General features: G+C 39.8%; 24 protein-coding genes. 18 read left to right on the plus strand and 6 right to left on the minus strand.

Annotated features, from left to right (window positions below):
• Positions 1–9: 9 nt before the first annotated feature.
• The 9 genes from aroA (at position 10) to MHB44_RS08150 (ending at position 7,545) form a co-directional block, all read left to right on the plus strand.
• Complete coding sequence (gene aroA / locus MHB44_RS08110) at positions 10–1,296, plus strand: 3-phosphoshikimate 1-carboxyvinyltransferase (protein WP_341302308.1); 1,287 nt, start codon at positions 10–12, stop codon at positions 1,294–1,296.
• A 101-nt stretch (positions 1,297–1,397) separates the two neighbouring features.
• Complete coding sequence (locus MHB44_RS08115) at positions 1,398–2,660, plus strand: tetratricopeptide repeat protein (RefSeq protein WP_341302309.1); 1,263 nt, start codon at positions 1,398–1,400, stop codon at positions 2,658–2,660.
• A 14-nt stretch (positions 2,661–2,674) separates the two neighbouring features.
• Positions 2,675–3,232, plus strand: a complete 558-nt coding sequence (locus MHB44_RS08120) for a ReoY family proteolytic degradation factor (RefSeq protein WP_341302310.1) — start codon at positions 2,675–2,677, stop codon at positions 3,230–3,232.
• Between the two features lie 140 nt (positions 3,233–3,372).
• Entirely contained in the window at positions 3,373–3,822 is a 450-nt protein-coding gene (locus tag MHB44_RS08125) for a YpiF family protein (RefSeq protein WP_341302311.1), read from the plus strand.
• Positions 3,823–3,977: 155 nt separating this feature from the next.
• Positions 3,978–4,481, plus strand: a complete 504-nt coding sequence (locus tag MHB44_RS08130; RefSeq protein ID WP_341302312.1) for a ubiquinol-cytochrome c reductase iron-sulfur subunit — start codon at positions 3,978–3,980, stop codon at positions 4,479–4,481.
• Positions 4,482–4,504: 23 nt separating this feature from the next.
• Entirely contained in the window at positions 4,505–5,179 is a 675-nt protein-coding gene (locus MHB44_RS08135; protein WP_004232663.1) for a cytochrome b6, read from the plus strand.
• 45 nt (positions 5,180–5,224) lie between these two features.
• On the plus strand, positions 5,225–6,019 hold the full coding sequence (locus tag MHB44_RS08140) for a c-type cytochrome (protein ID WP_341302313.1): 795 nt from the start codon (positions 5,225–5,227) through the stop codon (positions 6,017–6,019).
• 193 nt (positions 6,020–6,212) lie between these two features.
• Positions 6,213–6,809: a DUF1405 domain-containing protein gene (locus MHB44_RS08145; RefSeq protein WP_341302314.1), complete on the plus strand. Its 597-nt coding sequence runs from the start codon at positions 6,213–6,215 to the stop codon at positions 6,807–6,809.
• Positions 6,810–6,870: 61 nt separating this feature from the next.
• Positions 6,871–7,545, plus strand: a complete 675-nt coding sequence (locus MHB44_RS08150) for a zinc metallopeptidase (protein ID WP_341302943.1) — start codon at positions 6,871–6,873, stop codon at positions 7,543–7,545.
• A 621-nt stretch (positions 7,546–8,166) separates the two neighbouring features.
• Here the strand turns inward: MHB44_RS08150 and MHB44_RS08155 are convergent.
• On the minus strand, positions 8,167–9,036 hold the full coding sequence (locus MHB44_RS08155) for a YitT family protein (protein ID WP_341302315.1): 870 nt from the start codon (positions 9,034–9,036) through the stop codon (positions 8,167–8,169).
• Positions 9,037–9,151: 115 nt separating this feature from the next.
• On the opposite strand from MHB44_RS08155, the gene MHB44_RS08160 reads away from it, so the two are divergent.
• From MHB44_RS08160 to MHB44_RS08185, 6 genes are all read left to right on the plus strand, one after another.
• A complete protein-coding gene (locus MHB44_RS08160) occupies positions 9,152–9,487 on the plus strand; it encodes a nucleotide pyrophosphohydrolase (protein ID WP_341302316.1) in 336 nt (111 codons plus the stop codon).
• Positions 9,487–10,284 carry a 4-hydroxy-tetrahydrodipicolinate reductase gene (dapB, locus tag MHB44_RS08165; protein WP_341302317.1) on the plus strand — a complete coding sequence of 266 codons (798 nt, stop codon included), beginning with the start codon at positions 9,487–9,489 and terminating at the stop codon, positions 10,282–10,284. The genes MHB44_RS08160 and dapB overlap by 1 nt, the downstream gene beginning before the upstream one ends.
• Before the next feature lie 19 nt (positions 10,285–10,303).
• The gene (gene mgsA, locus MHB44_RS08170) at positions 10,304–10,708 is read left to right on the plus strand and encodes a methylglyoxal synthase (protein WP_341302318.1); all 405 of its coding nucleotides are present in this window, start codon (positions 10,304–10,306) and stop codon (positions 10,706–10,708) included.
• Between the two features lie 38 nt (positions 10,709–10,746).
• Positions 10,747–11,892: an N-acetyl-alpha-D-glucosaminyl L-malate synthase BshA gene (gene bshA / locus MHB44_RS08175; protein ID WP_341302319.1), complete on the plus strand. Its 1,146-nt coding sequence runs from the start codon at positions 10,747–10,749 to the stop codon at positions 11,890–11,892.
• A complete protein-coding gene (locus MHB44_RS08180; RefSeq protein WP_341302320.1) occupies positions 11,879–13,057 on the plus strand; it encodes a CCA tRNA nucleotidyltransferase in 1,179 nt (392 codons plus the stop codon). Before bshA ends, MHB44_RS08180 begins: the two co-directional genes overlap by 14 nt.
• A 139-nt stretch (positions 13,058–13,196) precedes the next feature.
• Positions 13,197–14,180, plus strand: coding sequence for a biotin--[acetyl-CoA-carboxylase] ligase (locus MHB44_RS08185; protein ID WP_341302321.1), 984 nt, complete (start codon positions 13,197–13,199; stop codon positions 14,178–14,180).
• Positions 14,181–14,256: 76 nt separating this feature from the next.
• Here the strand turns inward: MHB44_RS08185 and MHB44_RS08190 are convergent, their stop codons facing one another.
• Genes MHB44_RS08190 through MHB44_RS08200 form a run of 3 tightly spaced genes read right to left on the minus strand, consistent with a single transcriptional unit; the run spans position 14,257 to position 16,008 of the window.
• The gene (locus MHB44_RS08190; RefSeq protein ID WP_341302322.1) at positions 14,257–15,093 is read right to left on the minus strand and encodes a DUF4097 family beta strand repeat-containing protein; all 837 of its coding nucleotides are present in this window, start codon (positions 15,091–15,093) and stop codon (positions 14,257–14,259) included.
• On the minus strand, positions 15,090–15,695 hold the full coding sequence (locus MHB44_RS08195; protein WP_341302323.1) for a DUF1700 domain-containing protein: 606 nt from the start codon (positions 15,693–15,695) through the stop codon (positions 15,090–15,092). The genes MHB44_RS08190 and MHB44_RS08195 overlap by 4 nt, the downstream gene beginning before the upstream one ends.
• On the minus strand, positions 15,688–16,008 hold the full coding sequence (locus tag MHB44_RS08200) for a PadR family transcriptional regulator (protein ID WP_341302324.1): 321 nt from the start codon (positions 16,006–16,008) through the stop codon (positions 15,688–15,690). Before MHB44_RS08200 ends, MHB44_RS08195 begins: the two co-directional genes overlap by 8 nt.
• A gap of 406 nt (positions 16,009–16,414) precedes the next feature.
• On the opposite strand from MHB44_RS08200, the gene panB reads away from it, so the two are divergent.
• From panB to panD, 3 genes are read left to right on the plus strand one after another with little or no spacing between them, the layout of a single operon-like run.
• The gene (panB, locus tag MHB44_RS08205) at positions 16,415–17,251 is read left to right on the plus strand and encodes a 3-methyl-2-oxobutanoate hydroxymethyltransferase (protein ID WP_341302325.1); all 837 of its coding nucleotides are present in this window, start codon (positions 16,415–16,417) and stop codon (positions 17,249–17,251) included.
• Positions 17,251–18,105, plus strand: coding sequence for a pantoate--beta-alanine ligase (panC, locus tag MHB44_RS08210; RefSeq protein ID WP_341302326.1), 855 nt, complete (start codon positions 17,251–17,253; stop codon positions 18,103–18,105). Before panB ends, panC begins: the two co-directional genes overlap by 1 nt.
• A 1-nt stretch (position 18,106) precedes the next feature.
• Positions 18,107–18,490 (plus strand): aspartate 1-decarboxylase, encoded by a 384-nt coding sequence (gene panD, locus MHB44_RS08215; protein WP_341302327.1) that lies wholly within the window; start codon positions 18,107–18,109, stop codon positions 18,488–18,490.
• A gap of 343 nt (positions 18,491–18,833) precedes the next feature.
• On the opposite strand, the gene MHB44_RS08220 is transcribed toward panD, so the two are convergent.
• Together MHB44_RS08220 and MHB44_RS08225 are read right to left on the minus strand one after the other, a co-directional pair.
• Positions 18,834–19,415 carry a hypothetical protein gene (locus tag MHB44_RS08220; protein ID WP_341302328.1) on the minus strand — a complete coding sequence of 194 codons (582 nt, stop codon included), beginning with the start codon at positions 19,413–19,415 and terminating at the stop codon, positions 18,834–18,836.
• 3 nt (positions 19,416–19,418) lie between these two features.
• Positions 19,419–20,042, minus strand: coding sequence for a hypothetical protein (locus tag MHB44_RS08225; RefSeq protein ID WP_341302329.1), 624 nt, complete (start codon positions 20,040–20,042; stop codon positions 19,419–19,421).
• Positions 20,043–20,048: the final 6 nt, after the last annotated feature.

The following is a 20,048-nucleotide window of genomic DNA, read 5'->3' on the forward strand; positions in this document are numbered from 1 at the left end:
AGAAAATCAATGAGTGAAAAAGTTTTGCAATACAATAAGCCTTCTTTACAGGGCATATTAACGATTCCTGGCGATAAATCAGTTTCTCACCGCTCTGTCATGTTTGGAGCAATTGCTACCGGTGCAACGACAGTAGAAGGCTTTTTATTAGGTGAAGACTGTTTAAGTACCATTGATTGCTTCCAAAAGCTTGGTGTTCATATTGAGGTGAAAGGAACGAATGTAACTATCCACAGTCCAGGAATGGAGAACTGGCAAGAGCCTACAGAGGTATTGTATACAGGTAACTCAGGAACCACAACACGCTTAATGTTAGGGATCTTAGCTGGCTCGCCTGTTCATTCTGTCATGACAGGGGATGCATCCATTGGCAAGCGACCAATGCGCCGTGTGATTGACCCATTACGTCAAATGGGCGCACAGATTACAGGCCGTGCAAATGGACAGTATACACCGCTAGCTATTCAAGGGGCAAAGCTACAAGCCATTGATTATCAAATGCCTGTGGCAAGCGCACAAGTTAAATCTGCTATTTTACTGGCAGGCTTACGTGCTGAAGGAACAACAATTGTGCGAGAAACAGAAGTATCTCGGGATCATACTGAGCGAATGCTACGTCAATTTGGCGCACAAGTAGAAGTAAATAATGGCGTTGTCTCACTAGAAGGTGGACAAACTCTTCAAGGAACGCATGTTGCTGTACCAGGAGATATTTCCTCAGCGGCCTTTTTCCTAGTGGCAGGAGCTATCTGCGAAAATAGTAAAATAACATTAGAGAATGTCGGTATAAACCCCACACGTGATGGTATTGTCGAGGTTCTTCAAAAAATGGGTGCAACAATGACAGTGACGCCAGATACCGACACACAGGCTGAGCCAACAGCAACTATACAAATTGAAACATCAACATTGGCAGCTACAACAATCGAGGGTGATGTGATCCCACGTTTAATTGATGAAATTCCGATTATTGCACTGCTTGCTACACAAGCACATGGCCGAACAATTATTAAAGATGCTGAGGAACTAAAGGTGAAGGAAACAGACCGCATAACGGCTGTTGTTAATGAATTAACAAAACTAGGTGCGAATATTGAAGCAACAGCAGACGGCATGGTTATTGAAGGCCCAACACCACTGCACGGTGCCAGCCTACAAACATATGGCGATCATCGTATTGGCATGATGGGTGCAATTGCTGCATTAATCACAGATGGTGCAGTCACATTGGATGATGCTGGCTGTATCGCTGTATCCTACCCATCGTTCTTTGAGCATATTGAGGCAGTTAAATAACAATCGAAAATGGACTCTCCAGCTTTTGGGGAGTTTTTTCTTGTTTCAAATGTAAATGTTTTGTAGCATAAAGGTATTAATGAAAGAATAGGTGAATAACTGTGAACAATGCGATGACTGAAATGATGCAAGCACTTGAGCAAGGAGACTTGGCATTAATAGATCAGCTACTGGAATTATTTTTAACGAAGGAGCTACCTGAGGACATTTATACACTGGCTGAAATTTTCATGCAATATGGGTATATGAAGGAAGCTGATCGTGTACTGGAGCATTTACAATTTTTAATGCCAGAGGAAGCACAGTTAAAAATAGATCGTGCAAATGTGTTAATGGAGCTTGGTGATGAGGACGGTGCGTTAGATTTATTGTTAGAAGTGGATGAAACAGCACAAGAGTATCCGCAAGCGTTACTTGTTTTAGCAGATTATTATCAAATGCAAGGGTTGTTTGAGGTAGCAGAAATACGTATCAATGAAGCATTGGCAATCTTACCGGAAGAGCCATTGCTGCATTTTGCCAAAGCAGAGCTGCTATTTGAAACAGGTCGCTTTTTAGAGGCTGCTAGATTGTATGAAGAATTATATGAGCAACACCGTGAATTTGCTGGTGTCAACCTTGTAGAGCGGTTGGCGGAGGTCTATCGTGCAGGAGCTGCCTATGAACTAGCTTTGGATTATTATAGCAAAGCACTTGAAGATGAGGTCAAGCCCGATGTTTTATTTGGTGCGGCGTATTCCGCTTTCCAGTCACAAAAATATGAGATGGCTATTCAGCAATTAGAGGAATTAAAGGAATTAGACCCTGATTACTTCTCAGCGTATTTATTGCTGGCAGAAAGCTACGCGATGCTAGAGGATAATCCAAAAGCATACACTGCTATTCAAGAGGGTTTAAAGCGCGATGAATATGATAAATCGCTCTATTTATTTGCGGGTAAAATGGCCCTCAAAAACAGTTTACCAGAAGAAGCTGAACAACATTTAAGAGAAGCCATCGCACTGGATCCTGAATATATGGAAGCGGTATTGGCTCTTATCGCCATTTTCGGACAGCAGGAGCGCCATGAGGATGTTATTGAATTATTTGAGACATTACAGCAAAATGATTTTGAATGGAGCGCCTTATATCCTTTTGCAGCAGCGGCATACGAAAATTTAGAATTGTACGACCGTGCATACGAATTTTACCGTTTGGCATATAATGATTTTAAGGAAGACGCAACATTTTTAGAAAAATATGTTTACTTTTTAGTAGAGGAAGGCAAACGCTTAGAGGCAAAAGAGGTTCTTGAGCAATTATTGCGCATCCAACCAGGTGAACCAGCGTGGCAAGAGCTGTTAGAAACCTTAGAATTTGAGTAAAGGAGGGAGTGGGTATGACTGCTTCTGTATCAGTTGTTGATAAAAAAGCATTTGTTCGATGGTTTTTAAAAAATTACCAATTGAAGCGTCGTGAATGTGTATGGATTTTAAATTATTTATTAAGCAATGATGACTTATTAAAAAGAATCCGATTTGTGGAAGAAGCTCACTATTGTCCTCGGGCAATGGTGATGTCGACAGTAGACTCAACAGGTGTGCCTTTTCGTTTCTATAAAGGCAATGTGATGACGGCAGATGCCGAGAAGTCTTTCCATGATTTACGACTACATGAACAAGAAGATATGTATATACAATTGAATTTTCCAAATATACCACCAAGTGCACAATACTTAGCAGTTCTTGAAGAAAACCCTTATATGCCAGAAACACTGTTAGTCAGTGAAAAAGATCGTTTACTAGCAGAAGAGCTGCTTTCCAATAGCTTACTCGTATTCCAAGAAGAAAAATTACTTGCACAAATTGATGAAGCCCTTGATAAGGGAGATGAGGAACGCTTTTATGAATTGTCCAATTTGTTACAAGCATTAAAGGAAACGGCTAATTTACGTTAATCATAGGTAAAAATTGAATGTCCTTTACCCACTTCAATATGGTAACATTACTAGTGAATGATTGTTTTCACTTTGTATTGGTTATCCTACTTGAAAGTGGAGAAGGGCATTTTATTTTGCAGCAAAAGGAGGTTTGATGAATGTATTTTAATGCAAGCGATGTAACAGCATTTATGGCACAGAAGGATTTCATCGATACTGCTATTGTCCCACTTGTATCCATTGATCTAGCTGCTGAAAAAATGAAACAGAGTGGCGCAGAAGCAGATTTTATTATGTCTTTAACATCTTTTATTGAGAAGCAGTTTAAGGGACGTTTACTTGTCATGCCACCGTTTTCGTATATGCCATCTTTAAAATATGATGACTTGCCACAGCGATTAGAAGTACAATTACATAATGCTGGCTTTAAGCATGTGTTCTTCATTACTTGTGACCATTTTTGGATAAGTGGTGGAGATAGCGTCAATATGATTTGGTTACCAGCTATTCCGTTAGAAAGTATGGATGCGAATGTGAAAAAAAAGATCTTAGAAGATCAGTTACGACAAGTAATTCCGCTGCTTTCGACGAAATGGGCACAAATTTAACATTTAGCTTCAATAAATGTTCACATTCTTCAGCTTTCCACAGAATGCTATATTGACCAAGCTATGGACTTGATATATCATAGATATGTCCTAGTATTACTATTTGTAAAAGTATGTCCGTTGGACTGACCTTTAAGTTAGAGGGGGGAAAACAAGTGAGTAAAAATCGAGTTTCACGTCGTCAGTTTCTAAGCTATACACTAACTGGTGTAGGTGGATTTATGGCGGCAGGTATGCTAATGCCGATGGTTCGTTTTGCAATTGACCCAGTGTTACAAAGTCATGGCAGTGGAGATTTTGTGCAAACGGAACTTAAAGTGACTGACATCACAGAAGAGCCTGTTAAAGTTGACTTTAGCTTTGAGCAAGTTGATGCATGGTACAAATCAGATGTAACAAGTGTAGCATGGGTTTATAAAAGTGGCGACCAAATTATTGCCCTTTCACCAGTTTGTACACATTTAGGTTGTATGGTGGACTGGGGTGCAGATTCAGCACACCCTGATCAGTTCTTCTGTCCATGTCATGCAGGGCGTTATGAGAAAAACGGGAAAAACATTGCAGGTACACCACCTACACGCCCATTGGATGAATATGACATACAAGAAAAAGATGGCTATTTAATGATTGGTCCAACAAAAGCAAATACTCTAAGTTAAATAAGTAAGGGGGTACGACAACAGTGCTAAATAAAATTTATGATTGGGTCGATGAACGATTAGATATTACACCGATTTGGCGTGATATTGCCGACCACGAAGTGCCAGAGCACGTTAACCCTGCACATCATTTTTCAGCATTCGTTTATTGCTTCGGTGGATTAACATTCTTCATCACAGTAATTCAAATTCTATCTGGTATGTTCCTAACAATGTACTATGTACCAGACGTTGTGAATGCTTGGAAATCAGTTTATTATTTACAAAACGAAGTAGCATTTGGTGAAATCGTACGTGGTATGCACCACTGGGGAGCTTCATTAGTAATCGTAATGATGTTCTTACATACGCTTCGTGTATTCTTCACAGGTTCTTATAAAAAACCTCGTGAGTTAAACTGGATGGTTGGTGTAGGTATTTTTGGTGTAATGATGGGTCTTGGTTTTACAGGATACTTATTACCATGGGATATGAAAGCATTATTCGCTACAAAAGTAGGTATCGAAATTGCTGCATCTGTACCGTTTATCGGTGGGATGATTAAAGTATTATTAGCGGGTGACACAACAATTCTTGGTGCTCAAACGCTAACGCGATTCTTTGCGATTCATGTATTCTTCTTACCTGCAGTATTGTTTGGGTTACTTGCAGCACACTTTATCATGATTCGTCGTCAAGGAATTTCAGGACCGTTGTAATTAATTGACTTGACGGTTCAATGATCTTTAAAAGGAGGGGACATTATGCATCGCGGAAAAGGAATGAAATTTGTCGGCGATTCTCGTATTAAAGCGAATCACAGAATGCCGAACGTTCCAAAGGATTATTCCGAATATCCAGGTAAGACGGAAGCTTTCTGGCCGAACTTCTTACTGAAGGAATGGATGGTAGGTGCTGTATTTTTAATTGGATACTTATTATTAACAGTCGCTCACCCATCACCACTTGAAGGGCCGGCTGATCCAACTAGAGCATATATACCATTACCAGACTGGTACTTCTTATTTATGTATCAGCTTTTAAAATACTCATTTGCTTCTGGTCCATACAACATAATCGGAGCTATTGTTATGCCAGGTCTTGCATTTGGAGCGCTATTATTAATGCCATTTTTAGACAAAGGCCCAGAGCGACGTCCATCTAAACGTCCATTACCAACAGCGTTTATGTTATTAACTCTAGCAGCTATGTTCTACCTAACTTGGGAGTCCGTGGCTAACCATGACTGGGAAGCTCAAAAAGAGATGAGTAAAATTCCAACACAAGCGGAATTTAATGTAGATGAAACAATGCCTGGTTATGCAATTTGGACAGGCGAAACAGGTGATCAAGCAAAATCATGTATTTCTTGTCACGCTGTTGACTTTACAGCTGCCCCAGCAGCGCCTGCATTAGGTGGTAATACATTAACAGCTGAAGAGATTTCAGAGGTTATTCATAATGGTCGTGGCGGTATGCCAGGTGGACAATTCCAGGGAACAGAGGAAGAATTACAGCAATTAGCTGAGTTCCTTGCAAGCTTAAAACCTATTGAATAAATATAATTTAAAAGAGTCAGGAAACTGGCTCTTTTTTTCGATGTTATGCTACTATTGTGACTGAAAATGAAGCTTAAAAGTTCCCTTATACATAGTTATTTTTACGAAAAAAGTATAGCTTTTCTGTTGTAAATGAATAATACATAATAATGGTAAATATTTTTGGAACGTTAGAGTTCAAGGAGTTGTAATCATGCAAATAACACGAGCAAATATTTGGTATCTTCTCACCCATAAATCCTTTCTCATCATGTTGCTGCTGGTTAATATAGTAGGGACGGTTTACGGCTATTATTGGTATGGCTGGCAGCTTGCCATAACCAAGCCTATTTTTTATATTTTTGTACCAGATAGCCCTACAGCGAGCTTATTTTTCTGCTTTGTCTTAATCGCATGGATTATGGGCAAACGCTGGCCTCTTATGGAGGTTCTAGCGCTTATTACATTGGTGAAATATGGACTATGGGCAGATGTGATGAATATTTGGACATTGATTGAAACAGGCTCTATTGGCTGGCAAGGCTGGATGCTTGTGGGCTCACATTTTGCGATGGCAGTACAGGCAGTTTTATATATTCAAAAATATGTTTTTTCTTATTGGCATGTAGTGATAGCGGCTATTTGGACATTGCATAATGATGTTATTGATTATGTTTTTGGACAAATGCCAATGTATCGAGATTTAGCTAATTACACAAGCTATATTGGCTACTTTACATTTTGGCTATCCATTGCCTGTATTTTACTCGCTATTTTCTCAATTAAATGGCGCAAATATTTGCCGAATTAGAGCATTAATTATAAAATTATAGTACCTGAGGTAGAAAGGGGTTAGAATATTGTCAACAGGCATGTATATTGTATATTTTGTAATTATTATGCTGTTGCCACTTTACGCACAAATGAAGGTAAAGGGGACGTATAAGAAATTTGCAAAACAACGTACAATGAAGGGGCAGACGGGTGCAGAGGTAGCGCGTACGATTTTAGATGCCAATGGGTTATATGATGTACGAGTTGTTCCGACACAAGGTGTGTTGTCAGATCATTATAATCCGGCAACCAAGACTGTTGCTTTATCAGAGAGTAACTTTTATGAAGCGAGTGTTGCAGGTGCTGCTGTAGCTGCCCATGAGGTAGGTCACGCCATCCAACATAAAGAAGCTTATTCTATGCTTACTTTACGCAGTAAGCTCGTTCCAGTGGCTAATATTTCATCAAATATGTCTTGGATTTTCGTAATGATTGGTATTTTTGCAAGCAGTACAAATTTCTTGCTGTTAGGGATTGTCCTACTAGCAGCGGGGGTTGTCTTCCAATTGGTAACATTACCAGTAGAGTTTGATGCATCTAAGCGCGCTTTGGTGCAAATGAATTCACTAGGGATTATTACAAATGAAGAGGAACGTCCAGCACGTAAGGTATTAAGTGCCGCAGCTTTAACATATGTGGCAGCTGCAGCAGTTGCTGTACTGGAGCTATTACGCTTAATTTTAATCTTTACAAATATGCGCGGTGATGACTAAGAAAAAACTTGTTATGGTTGTACGACCATAACAAGTTTTTCATATACTAAAAACTAAGTGGCGGCCATAATGGAAAAATTAGCGCTGTCTTAATCTCTTTCTAAAAAAGGTAGAGTTAAAAATGAGAATAATGGGAAAATTAAATAGAAAGACATGAAACTACCAAGCGTTAAGAACCAAATATCAATACAACCTATCAATATGAACCCTATACTATTAAACAGAATAAATGAAACTAGCTTATTTTCAAGCTTTTTAGAAATATAAATATTAATAGGAACTACCAAAACAATAGTAAATAAATAGATAGCTAAATAGAACAATACAAAAAACATTAACATCTCAAACATCGAGAGAGACATTAATTCCGATTCTAAATCCATCTCGATAAATAAAAGACTTAATGTGGTAACTAACGCTACTATTACTGGTAACAGAAGTATTCTTGTTAGATAATTTTTGCTCATTTGAGATACCTCTTTTAGTTATTATAATCCAGTCCTTATGTTGAACTGAATTATAATAACGATTATAGAAAAGAGGAGCTGAATTCTCAACTCATCTTTCCAACGTCATGCTTTTCAGTATCACAACCATAACAAGTTTTTTTCTCTCATTCGTTTAATGCAACGGCTGTTTTTGTTCATCAAGTGTAAAGCCCTCCCCTGCCACATCTCGTACTTCAATTATCGAGACGAAAGCGTGAGGATCAACCTCGTGGACAATGGATTTTAGGCGTACCACTTCATTGTGACCAATAACACAATAAATAATCTCTTTTGGTTGCTTTGTAAAATGACCATGACCTTCTAAAATCGTAATCCCTCGCTCCATGCGTAGTGCAATCGTCTTCGCAATCACATCTGATTGTTCGGAGATAATAAGAGCACCACGAGCTGCATAAGCGCCATCCTGTACGAAATCTATAACACGTGCACCAACAAAGACGGCAACTAGCGTATACATCATCGAACGGGCATCCAGAAATGTGAGCCATGACAGCATAATAACAATGGCATCAAAAATAAACATCGTTTTACCCATACTCCAGCCCAAATATTTATGACCTAATCGAGCTAAAATATCGACACCGCCTGTTGTGCCACCATAGCGAAAAACAATACCAAGTCCTAACCCAACAAAAACACCAGCGAAAAGCGCAACAAGCAGCATATCATCCTCTAAATGAATCGCAAATTGATATTTTTGGAAAACTTTAAGGAACACAGATACAGATAATGTCCCAACCAATGTATAAATAAATGACTTTTTGCCAAGCAAACGATACCCAATAATAAACATCGGAATATTTAATAATAGGTTCATTAAGGCAGGATCCCAACCTAATGTAAAATAAAGTATAAGTGTGATCCCACTAAGTCCACCCTCACCAAGCTGATTTTGCATGTTGAAGTGCACAAAGCCGAAGCTAAAAATTGCCGCTCCGAGCATTATTGCGATAATATTACGAATTTTAAGCTGTTTTAACATTTGACCTCCTGTAGTTCCAATCAATGAAGTAGTGTTATCTATTATCTGACATTTTATTGGTTTTGACAACAATGGTGTAAATTTTATACGATGGTAAATAGGAGTGTGATGAACTATGACAGAACAACTATCAATGCAAGCTTTGCAAGAGCGTGTGGATGCTTATATAGGACAATTCAAAGAAGGCTATTTTCCACCATTTGAGCTATTAGCGCGTCTTACAGAGGAGCTTGGTGAGCTATCGCGTGAAGTGCAGGATGTCTATGGGCAAAAAAAGAAAAAGAATACTGAAGGAACAAATAGTATTGAAGAAGAACTGGGAGACTTTTTCTTTGTATTAGTATGCTTTGCAAATGCACAAGGCATTCAATTAGATCAAGCACTTCTACGAGTTATACATAAGTTTGAGACGAGAGATAAGGATCGTTGGACGAGAAAGGATGAGGAATAATGTCGATTCGTGTAGCCATTGCAGGAGCAAGAGGAAAAATGGGAGCTGAGGCTGTACATACAGTGATGAAACATGACAAAATGGAACTAGTAGCTGTACTAGATTATAAAGAAGTAGGTAAAACACTAGCTGATTTAGAGATGTTTCCAGCCAGCTATACAGCGCCTATCTTTACAGAAATGCATGAACTTGTAGAAGCAACGGCACCAGATGTGCTAGTAGACTTAACAAACCCGCATGCAGTATACAAGCACACAAAAGAAGCATTGACGTTAAATGTGCGACCTGTCATTGGAACAACAGGATTTACAGATGCACAGCTTGAGGAATTAACAGCAATAGCCAGAGAAAAGGAGCTAGGCTGCATTATCGCCCCTAACTTTGCCATTGGCGCTATACTAATGATGAAGTTCGCAAAAGAAGCAGCAAAATACTTACCAGATGTAGAAATCATAGAAATGCACCATGATCAGAAGCTGGATGCACCATCTGGAACAGCCGTGAAAACTGCTCAATTAATACAAGAGGCTCGTGCACCTAAAACACAAGGACATCCAGAAGAAAAAGAAACCATTGAAGGCGCAAGAGGTGGAGATTTTGATGGTATGCGCATTCACTCCGTACGCTTGCCTGGTTTAGTGGCACACCAGCAAGTCTTATTTGGAGGAGACGGGCAGCTTTTAACGATTCGCCATGATTCACTAAATCGTAATTCTTTTATGTCAGGCATTGCCTTTTGTGTAGAAGAGGTTATGAAAATGGATCAACTTGTATATGGTTTAGAAAACATCATTTAAAGATGGGGATGGAAGCTATATGAAAATCGCATTAATCGCACATGATCGTAAAAAAGATAATTTAGTACAGTTCGCTATTGCCTACGAAGGTATTTTAATGGAACATTCACTTTATGCGACAGGTACAACAGGACAGCGTGTGATGGAAGCCACTAATTTACAGATAACACGCTTCTGTTCAGGTCCGCTTGGCGGCGACCAACAAATTGGTGCCATGATTGCTAATAATGATATGGACATGGTTATTTTTTTCCGTGATCCATTAACAGCACAACCCCATGAGCCAGATGTTTCTGCACTGATTCGTCTTTGTGATGTTTACCAAGTACCACTGGCAACAAATATGGGAACAGCAGAAATACTATTAAAGGGCCTACAAGAAGGTTTTGTGGATTGGAGAATGATACAAGAAAGACGTAATTAAATGAATAAAAGACGTGATTGAGAAAGGATGAATATTGAATGAAAAAGCTAAAAATAGGCATTACTTGTTATCCAACAGTTGGAGGCTCTGGTGTTATTGCAACAGAATTAGGCAAAATGCTTGCAGAAAGAGGACACGAAATTCATTTCATTACCTCAAGCGTACCATTTCGTTTGAATAAAATTTATCCAACCGTCTTTTTCCACGAAGTTGAAGTTAGTAATTATTCAGTATTTCAGTACTCACCATATGATATTGCATTAGCAAGTAAAATGGCAGATGTTATCAAAGATGAAGGTTTGGATGTATTGCATGTGCATTATGCCATCCCTCATGCAGTTTGTGCAGTGTTAGCACGCGAAATGAGCGGTCAGGATATTGGTATCGTTACAACGCTTCATGGTACAGATATATCGGTACTAGGGCAAGATTCTACGCTTTCACGTGCTATAAAGTATGGCATTGATAAATCTGATATTGTTACAACTGTATCCCATGCACTAAAAGAACAAACCTATGAATTGATTGATACAGTAAAGCCTATTGACACCATCTATAACTTTGTGGATGAGCGTGAATATTTCCCACGTAATCCAGGAAACTTAAAAGCGCAATTCGGCATTCAAGAAGATGAGAAAGTCATTATTCATGTATCGAACTTCCGTAAAATTAAGAATCTTCCGCATATTGTGGAGGCATTTATGAAAATCCGTACAAATATCAAGGCTAAGCTATTGTTAGTGGGCGATGGTCCAGAGAAGCATCGTGTCATGGATCAGGTAAAGGAAAGTCCATATATGAATGATGTCTTGTTTTTAGGGAAGCAGGAAAATCTAGCAGAGTTGTATGCGATTAGCGATCTTAAATTATTACTCTCTCAGCAGGAGTCGTTTGGGCTTGTATTATTAGAGGCAATGGCTTGTGGCGTGCCTTGTATCGGATCAAATGTAGGTGGAATTCCAGAGGTTATTGAGCATGGTGTAGACGGCTATATCGTAGAGCAAGGGGATACAGATGCAGTAGCGGAGTATGCAGTTCGTTTATTGCAAAATGAGGAACAATTACTGCGTTTTAGAGAGGCTGCTATTCATGCAGTAAGTGATAAATTCCATTCCTCTAAAATTGTTGCGCAGTATGAACAGCTGTATGAAAAGGTTGCGGAAAGAAATCATGCAAAACAATAAAGAATGGCAGGCAGCTTATGCCGTTATTGAACAATTAGAACAGGCAGGCTTTGAGGCTGTCATTGTCGGGGGTGCGGTAAGGGATGCCTTACTGCAACGTCCTGCTCATGATGTCGATGTTGCGACAAATGCGATGCCTGAGGAAGTAAAAACTGTTTTTCAGCGAACTATAGATATAGGAATTCAGCATGGGACAGTACTGGTAATCGTACCCGCGGGACCTGTTGAGGTAACAACCTATCGCACTGATGGCGAATATATGGATCATCGCAGACCAGAACAAGTTTATTTTGTGCGTTCATTGAAAGAAGACTTACAACGCCGTGACTTTACGATGAACGCCATCGCTTTAAGACAAGATGGTTCTTTTGTTGATTTTTATGGTGGGGTTCAAGATATTGAACAACGAGTGATACGAGCAGTTGGGGAACCACAACAACGCTTTGCAGAGGATGCTTTACGCATGCTGCGCGCTATACGCTTTTCAGCACAGCTTGGTTTTACGATAACAGCGGATACACTAGCTGCTATCCAATATCAAGCAGCGGATATTGCCTTTATTGCCAGAGAGCGCATAAAAGCAGAGCTGGATAAACTCTGGATAGGACAAGCAGTTTATAGCGCTATTGTTAATTTAGAGGACAGTGGCTTAGCAGCATATTTAACAGGCGATTTTTATGCTGAGGATTGGCGTTCTTTTAATACAGAGAATCAACTTGTAGGCTGGGCATATTTTGCTTTACTACAGGGCGCAGGCTGGCAAGAAATACTGCGAGACTATCGATTGTCTAATAAAGAAATGGCATTTGCCAAAGCGGTTGTCACAGCCTTTGAAGCCCTGAAAAGCGGCTGGACAAATCAGCATTATTTTATGTATACAGAGCAGGCGTTAGAGGCAGCACGTTATTTTGCACAATTAAGACAGCTAAATGTGCCATATCCACAGCAAAGTATCCACGAATTACAAGCACAGCTACCGCTTCGTCATAAACAGGAGCTGGTGGTCAATGGTGCGGATTTGCTGAAGTGGTCGGGTAAAAAGGGTGGGCCTTGGGTAAAAGCTACATTAGAGGCTATGCTGCAAGCCATTCTTCAACACGAACTACCGAATGACCGTCAACAAATAAAAAAATGGCTGGAGCATAACGGTTTCGATAAAGCGTAAAAAATCTACTAAAAGCCGTCTCTTATATACAGGGGACGGTTTTTTGGTAGACACTGATGGTCATTTACACTGATTTACAGTATGATAAAGACGGTTGAATAAGCAAAATAGCGAAGTTGATAAAAGGATTGATGGGGACATGACAAATTCCATAAAAGATGAAATTTTAAAGAGATTATTAGCGGCGAATGGTGAAGCGGTATCAGGTCAGGACTTAGCAGATGCTCTTGGCGTCTCACGGACAGCCATCTGGAAGCATATGCAGGCGCTGCAAGAGGAAGGCTATACCTTTGAAACTATTAAGAAAAAAGGCTATGTCTTAACAGGTGTGCCAAATAGCTTAAGCCCAACGCAAATTGAATTATTTTTACAAACAGAGCATTTTGGGCGTGAAATTCATTATTATGATGTTGTAGATTCTACGCAAACCATTGCGCATAAGCTTGCACAGGAGGGTGCTCCGCACGGTACGGTTGTGATTGGGGAGGAGCAAACAGCAGGGCGTGGTCGTATGGCTCGCCCCTGGGAATCCGCTCATGGTACAGGTATTTGGATGACCGTTATTGTACGACCAGATGTAACTCCTCAGCAGGCATCCTCCTATACGCTTGTTGTAGCAGTAGCCATTACCATGGCGATTAAAACACTATACAAGCATGTAGAGCCAGCTATTAAATGGCCTAATGATTTATTGATTAATGGCAAAAAATGTACGGGTATTTTAACAGAGATGCAGGCTGAGGCTGATTGTGTGCAGGCTTTACTTGTAGGGATTGGTATTAATGCGAACCAAGTGGCTTCTGATTTTTCACCTGATATTGCTGATATTGCAACATCCTTACGCTTAGAGGCTGATGAGGAAATTAATCGTGCTGCATTGGTTGCATCCATCTTACAATACTTAGAGCAATTTACAGCATTATATGTAAAAGAGGGCTTTGCTAGTATGAAAGCGTTATGGGAGCAGCTATCCTGTACAATTGGTCAGCGCATTGAAGTGACGACCATACGTGAGCGCTTTGAAGGAGTTGCGAGTGGCATTACAAATGATGGGGTGCTACAGCTTACACAAGATGATGGCACGGTCCGAATTATTTATGCTGGTGATATTAAATTACTATAAAAAAGAAGCTGCAAGGAGAGAAAACTTGCAGCTTTTGATCATGTAAATTGACCTGTAAGTAAGTATTTCCCAGCCGTTATTTTAGCGATAATTCGATATCACCACTTGATGAGGAAATAGTAAGCTGATGATCACCATCGGATAATTGTGTCACGTTGTTACGTTGTTCCTCACCATTGATGGTAATATCGCCAAAGCTTGTTGTGAGGTCATAGCCGATCTCACTTTTTTTATTTTGTAAAGAGAGCGTTGTATCGCCAAAGTTAGAGCTAATAGACGTTGGACCATGTAACGTGCCATCAATATCAATATCACCATGCTCGCTATCAATAATTGTGCCATTGCTTGTGTATTGTTGAAGTGTGATATCACCAAAGGATTGGCTAATTTTTGTGTTGTCCCCTGTTATATGATCAAAGCTAATATCACCATAATCTTGCTGAAGGTTTAGCTGTTGATAATGCAGTTGATGGATGTCTATATCACCAAAGCTATTGTTGATTGTAATGGTATCTAATTTTTGATCTGCTGGAACATAGATTTTGATAGAAGGCGAATGAAAGTTGCCAAAGCCAAATTCTATGCTATTCTTTTTCCTTGCTGCTGTTGCAATGATTAATGTTCCATTGTCAATACGATATGTTACATCCTGCTGCTTCAACACCTTTGTTTCTAGCTTATAATCGCTACCACCTGCGATAATATCAAGATCACCGTAATCATTTTGAAGATCTATCCTTGTAAATGCATCCAATGTATAAGTTTGGTTCACTAATTGTTGATTGCTCGGTACATGAAAGCCATCCTCATCTTTGATAATGAGCCAGCGACCACCCGTAAAATAACCAACCAGCGCTAATAAAATACCAGCTGCAATCATTGTTATAGCAATCAGGGTATGCTTTGCGGTCATTTAAAAGCCTCCTTTCTTTTTTTCGTTATTTTATGAAATAGATGTCCTAAGGCTTCTACAGAGATAAGGGCAATTTTCTTGATAATGCGAACAACCATTGGAAATAGTAAGACACCTAATCCTGTGACGATTAAGCCAATTCCCATAAAGAGCAGTGCAGTTGGCCAATGTTCAGTTAAAATAAGAACGCCTCCAATAAGGGCGGCAATGCCACTGAAAAAAATGCTTGCGACGACAGCCCCAATCGCAAAGATAAAACTAATAATAATAACCCCGAAGGAAAAAATAAGTGCGATCGCTGCTGCTAATAACGGTAATGATAGTGGTGCAGACAGGATTGCTAAAATAATTAGCCAAATAGCAGTCATCTTCTTTTTGGTCGATTTCGGAGAAGGAGTTTCCAAATCCTTTAATGCAAAATCAGCTAATATTTGTGAAGCAACATGTGAGGGGGAGCCAAGCTGTGCAATCACTTGCTGTTCATTGTTCTCTCCTGCCTCGTCAAAATATTCTTCATAATAGGCAAGCGCAGCGTCTAACTCTTGCGCAGGAAGCCGATGTAATTTCCCTCGTAGCTTTTTTAAATAGCTTGCTCTATCCATCTAAATTCCCTCCTAAAAGTACACAATCAATCTTCTCCTTATACACATGCCACTCTTTCAAGAGCTCCAATAGCCGTACACGTCCTTGCTCGGTAATTTGATAATAGCGTCTATTTCTACCTTGAAAGGGCTGATCGTAGGTGATTAAATAATTGGCCTTTTGCAAGCGACGTAATACAGGGTACAGAGTAGACTCTGAAATGTCCATCACCGCTTGTACCTGCTGTGTTAACGAATAGCCATAGGCATCCTCTTTGTCAACAATGGCAAGTACACAAGCATCCAGTAAAGCTGAACCTAGCTGAAATGTCATCTTTCCACCTCACATTCAATACCTATACTTCGATTTATATTATATGACATATAGTATATGGATAGTATATGACGTATAGTATTAAATGTCAATTACTTAAAAATAATGTTTGAAGATTGTTAGAATTATTGTTATAGTATGTGCTGAAGGGCAGTATCTATTGAGAACGGCACCTTCACAAACGCAAGACCCACTCATTATAAATATCTGCCTTGATCTGGTAAAGACAGGGACGGAAGAAAACGATACGTTCAATAAGCTTGTGATGCATTGATCAAGCTTAAGTTTATGACCTTTGTTTAACACAACAGGTCTATTACCCATGAACAAAGCTAACCCTTCTGTCCACTTTTAGAACAGAAGGGTATTTCTGTTTTCTTCTCTTTAAAAAAGGAGGATTATAAGAATGAAAACAACTTCAGATTTTATTAAAATGAAAGCAGCAGGCGAGAAAATTGCAATGGTGACTGCTTACGATTACCCTGCTGCTAAATTTGCCGAGGACGCGGGTGTGGATATGATCCTTGTAGGCGATTCACTAGGCATGGTAGTGCTTGGCTATGATTCTACAATGCCAGTAACGGTAGCAGATATGGTTCACCATGCAAAGGCAGTACGACGCGGTGCAAAAGATACTTTTGTGGTGGTGGATATGCCATTTGGCTCGTACCACGGTGATAGCAATGAAGCATTAAAAACAGCGATTGCGATGATGCAGCAGACAGGTGCAGATGCCCTAAAGGTTGAGGGGGCTGGAGAGGTTATTGCGGTTATTCAAAAATTAACGACTGCGGGTATTCCAGTCGTTGCTCATTTAGGTTTGCTACCACAGTCAGCAGGCGTGCTAGGTGGCTATAAGGTGCAAGGAAAAACGGCTGAACAGGCTGCCACACTTATTGAGGATGCTAAAAAATGTGAGGCTGCAGGTGCTTGTGCAGTCGTCTTGGAATGTATCCCACATCAACTGACAGAGCTTGTGGCAGCAAACCTTATTATTCCAACAATTGGCATTGGTGCAGGTGTAGAGGCTGATGGGCAAGTGCTTGTATACCATGATATGCTCAGCTACGGATCACATCATGTACCAAAATTTGTACAGCAATTTGCAGATATGGGTAAGGAAGCGAGTGGTGGCATGGTGCATTATGTAGAAGCAGTGAAAGCAGGCACATTCCCTGCACCTCAGCACTTCTTTACGATGAAAGAGGAAGCATTGGATCAGTTATATGGGGGCGTCAAGTAATGAAAGTTGTAACGACGATACAAGCATTAACGACAGAAATACAAGCAGCAAAGCAAAGGCAACAAACAATTGGGCTTGTACCAACAATGGGCTATTTACATGAGGGCCATTTAGCATTGGCACAAGCAGCTCGTGCTGAAAATGATATTGTTGTTATGAGTATATTTGTCAATCCAACACAGTTTGGGCCAAATGAAGATTTTGCAAGCTACCCTCGAGATTTGCCTAGAGATACAGCTTTAGCGGAGTCAGTTGGTGTCGATATTGTGTTTGCGCCAAGTATGGAAGAAATGTACCCACAGGATGGTGGTATTCGTATTGCCGCAGGGAAGCAGGCAACCATTCTGTGCGGAGCGAGTCGACCAGGTCATTTCGACGGTGTGTTACAGGTTGTAGCTAAATTATTCCATTTAACACAGCCAACACGAGCTTATTTTGGTCAAAAGGATGCACAGCAGGTTGCGATTATTGCCACAATGGTACGCGATTTTAATTTTCCTTTAGAAATGCGTGTTATACCGATTGTGCGTGAGGAGGATGGCTTAGCAAAATCCTCCCGTAATGTTTATTTAAGTGAGTCAGAGCGGCAGGAGGCTCCTGCTATTCAAGAAGCATTGCAGCTAGCACGCGACCGCTTTTTAGCAACTGAAGATGCAGCAAGTGCTCTTATCGAGGCAAAGAGTCATATTCAAGCGCACACACAAGGCAGCATTGATTATATTGAATTACTCGCATATCCAGATCTAACACCTGTCACAGCTACAACTGAGCAAGTGCTAGTGGCAGCAGCCGTTTATATCGGCAAAACACGCTTAATTGATAATTGTATTTTTACTGTGAAAGAGGGACTGTAATATGTTAAGAATGATGATGAATAGTAAAATTCACCGTGCGACAGTAACACAAGCTGATTTAAACTATGTGGGCTCGATCACCATTGATGAGGATATTTTAGAGGCAGTAGGGATGCTGGCAAACGAGAAGGTACATGTTGTTAATAATAACAATGGTGCTCGTTTTGAAACTTATATTATTGCAGGTAAGCGAGGGTCAGGTGTGATTTGTGTCAATGGTGCAGCGGCACGACTTGTGCAACGTGGGGATATTGTTATTATTATGTCCTATGCCTATGTAGATAATGATGAGGCAAAAGACCATAAACCAACTGTTGCCATTATGGGCGAGGGCAATACAATTCGCGAAATGATTACTTATGAGCCAGAAGCGACAGTGATGTAAAATCATTGGTCGAACCTAAAAAGAATCTAGGGGAAACAGATCCTTCCTCTATAGAATAAAAATGAATTTAGGAGACCTGTAAACTCTAATCAATTACGCCCCAGCGTAATTGCGTCTGGATTTTTTCGAGCTCGCAAGGGAAATCCTCTTCAAAATCCATGACAATGTTTTTTGTACCGAAAGCGCTAGCGTCAGGTACATCCGCCAGGGCTTTTATCTTGATTCAGTGGGTGTCTCGTCACCCACTGAGCAGAGGTGAAAATAGGCATTCATCCTTCCCTACAGAGGAAGTGATCTTCCACTGAATCAAGATAAATAGATTTACAGGTCTTTACTAATAGGCTTAGTTCAGCTTTTCAATAGGTAGTTTACTGAAAATATCTTCCTTTAAGTTAGTCGTTCCCTTATCCTTCCTCTGCATATCTTCTTCTGCCTTATCCATTTGATCTATATTAAATTTCCCTTGATGGGCAGAGCTAATGCCATATTGATTCCATGCCTCCACCCAACCTAAAAATAAAACATAGGTTGAATCGGATTGTAGTTTTGTATAATGCCCATAATATACTTCCGTAATCCCAGGCTCCAAACCATTCTCCATTATATAATAAGGCTCTCTAATTTCGATTTCCGTATTTTCTAATTTTGGATCCCCTTTGATGACATTTACTATTTTGATAGTACTTAAATGATAACCGTCAGGAAACCCGTCAAAAGGCGTTAAGATATTTTCAGGCTTCCCGATCAGTTGGGCTGTAACGACAAGATCGCTTCCTTCCATTCTTTCTTCATAATTTTCATATGTTTTCATCATCCCACTCTCAAGATGAATGGTTTTCACTCTATTTAAGTCTGCTACAATATAAGCTACGATCACTATAGACAGGATGATTACCAGCCCATACATTCTCTTGTTATTTTTCATTATTTAATTCCCCCATTTATATCGCAGATGGCTAACATCATCACTAGACGGGTAAGCAGAATTTGTCTGACTACCTGAATACATCCATGAGTTCTGATTACTGTGGGCTGGATTGTTTTCAAAATGATGCATACTTAATGCATGTCCAATTTCATGTCCAGTTAGCTTAACAACTTTATCCCAACCAGTATAACCCAAAGCTATTCTTTGTGTATCGTCAATTCTAATAGTAACTCTATCAAAAAGCGTACCATTTATTACATTATTTGGACTAATTAAAACTGCGGTCCCCAATATATTTAAATAATACATCTCAGTCAATCCTGCATAACCTACTGGCAAGTTATTACTACCAACATAAACTTTTATGTCTGAACTTGCATTTGTAGATGCTGACATATTTACTTTAGAAGATGAATTATTCCAGTTGGTAAACGCATGTTGAAAATGGCTTTGCATACCGTATGAGTTGACACTTGAATCTAACCAATAAGTTAACGAACTAGCGCCTTGCCTAAATTGACCTTTTAATATGTGAGCTGTATCATGGCTTGCAAATGTACTGCTACAATACCCAATGATTAAACATCCTAAGATAAATGCTGAGAAAAAATTTCTTTTTACCATATAATT

The sequence above is a fragment of the Lysinibacillus sp. FSL H8-0500 genome (assembly GCF_038051955.1).
GTDB classification, from domain to species: Bacteria; Bacillota; Bacilli; order Bacillales_A; family Planococcaceae; genus Lysinibacillus; species Lysinibacillus macroides.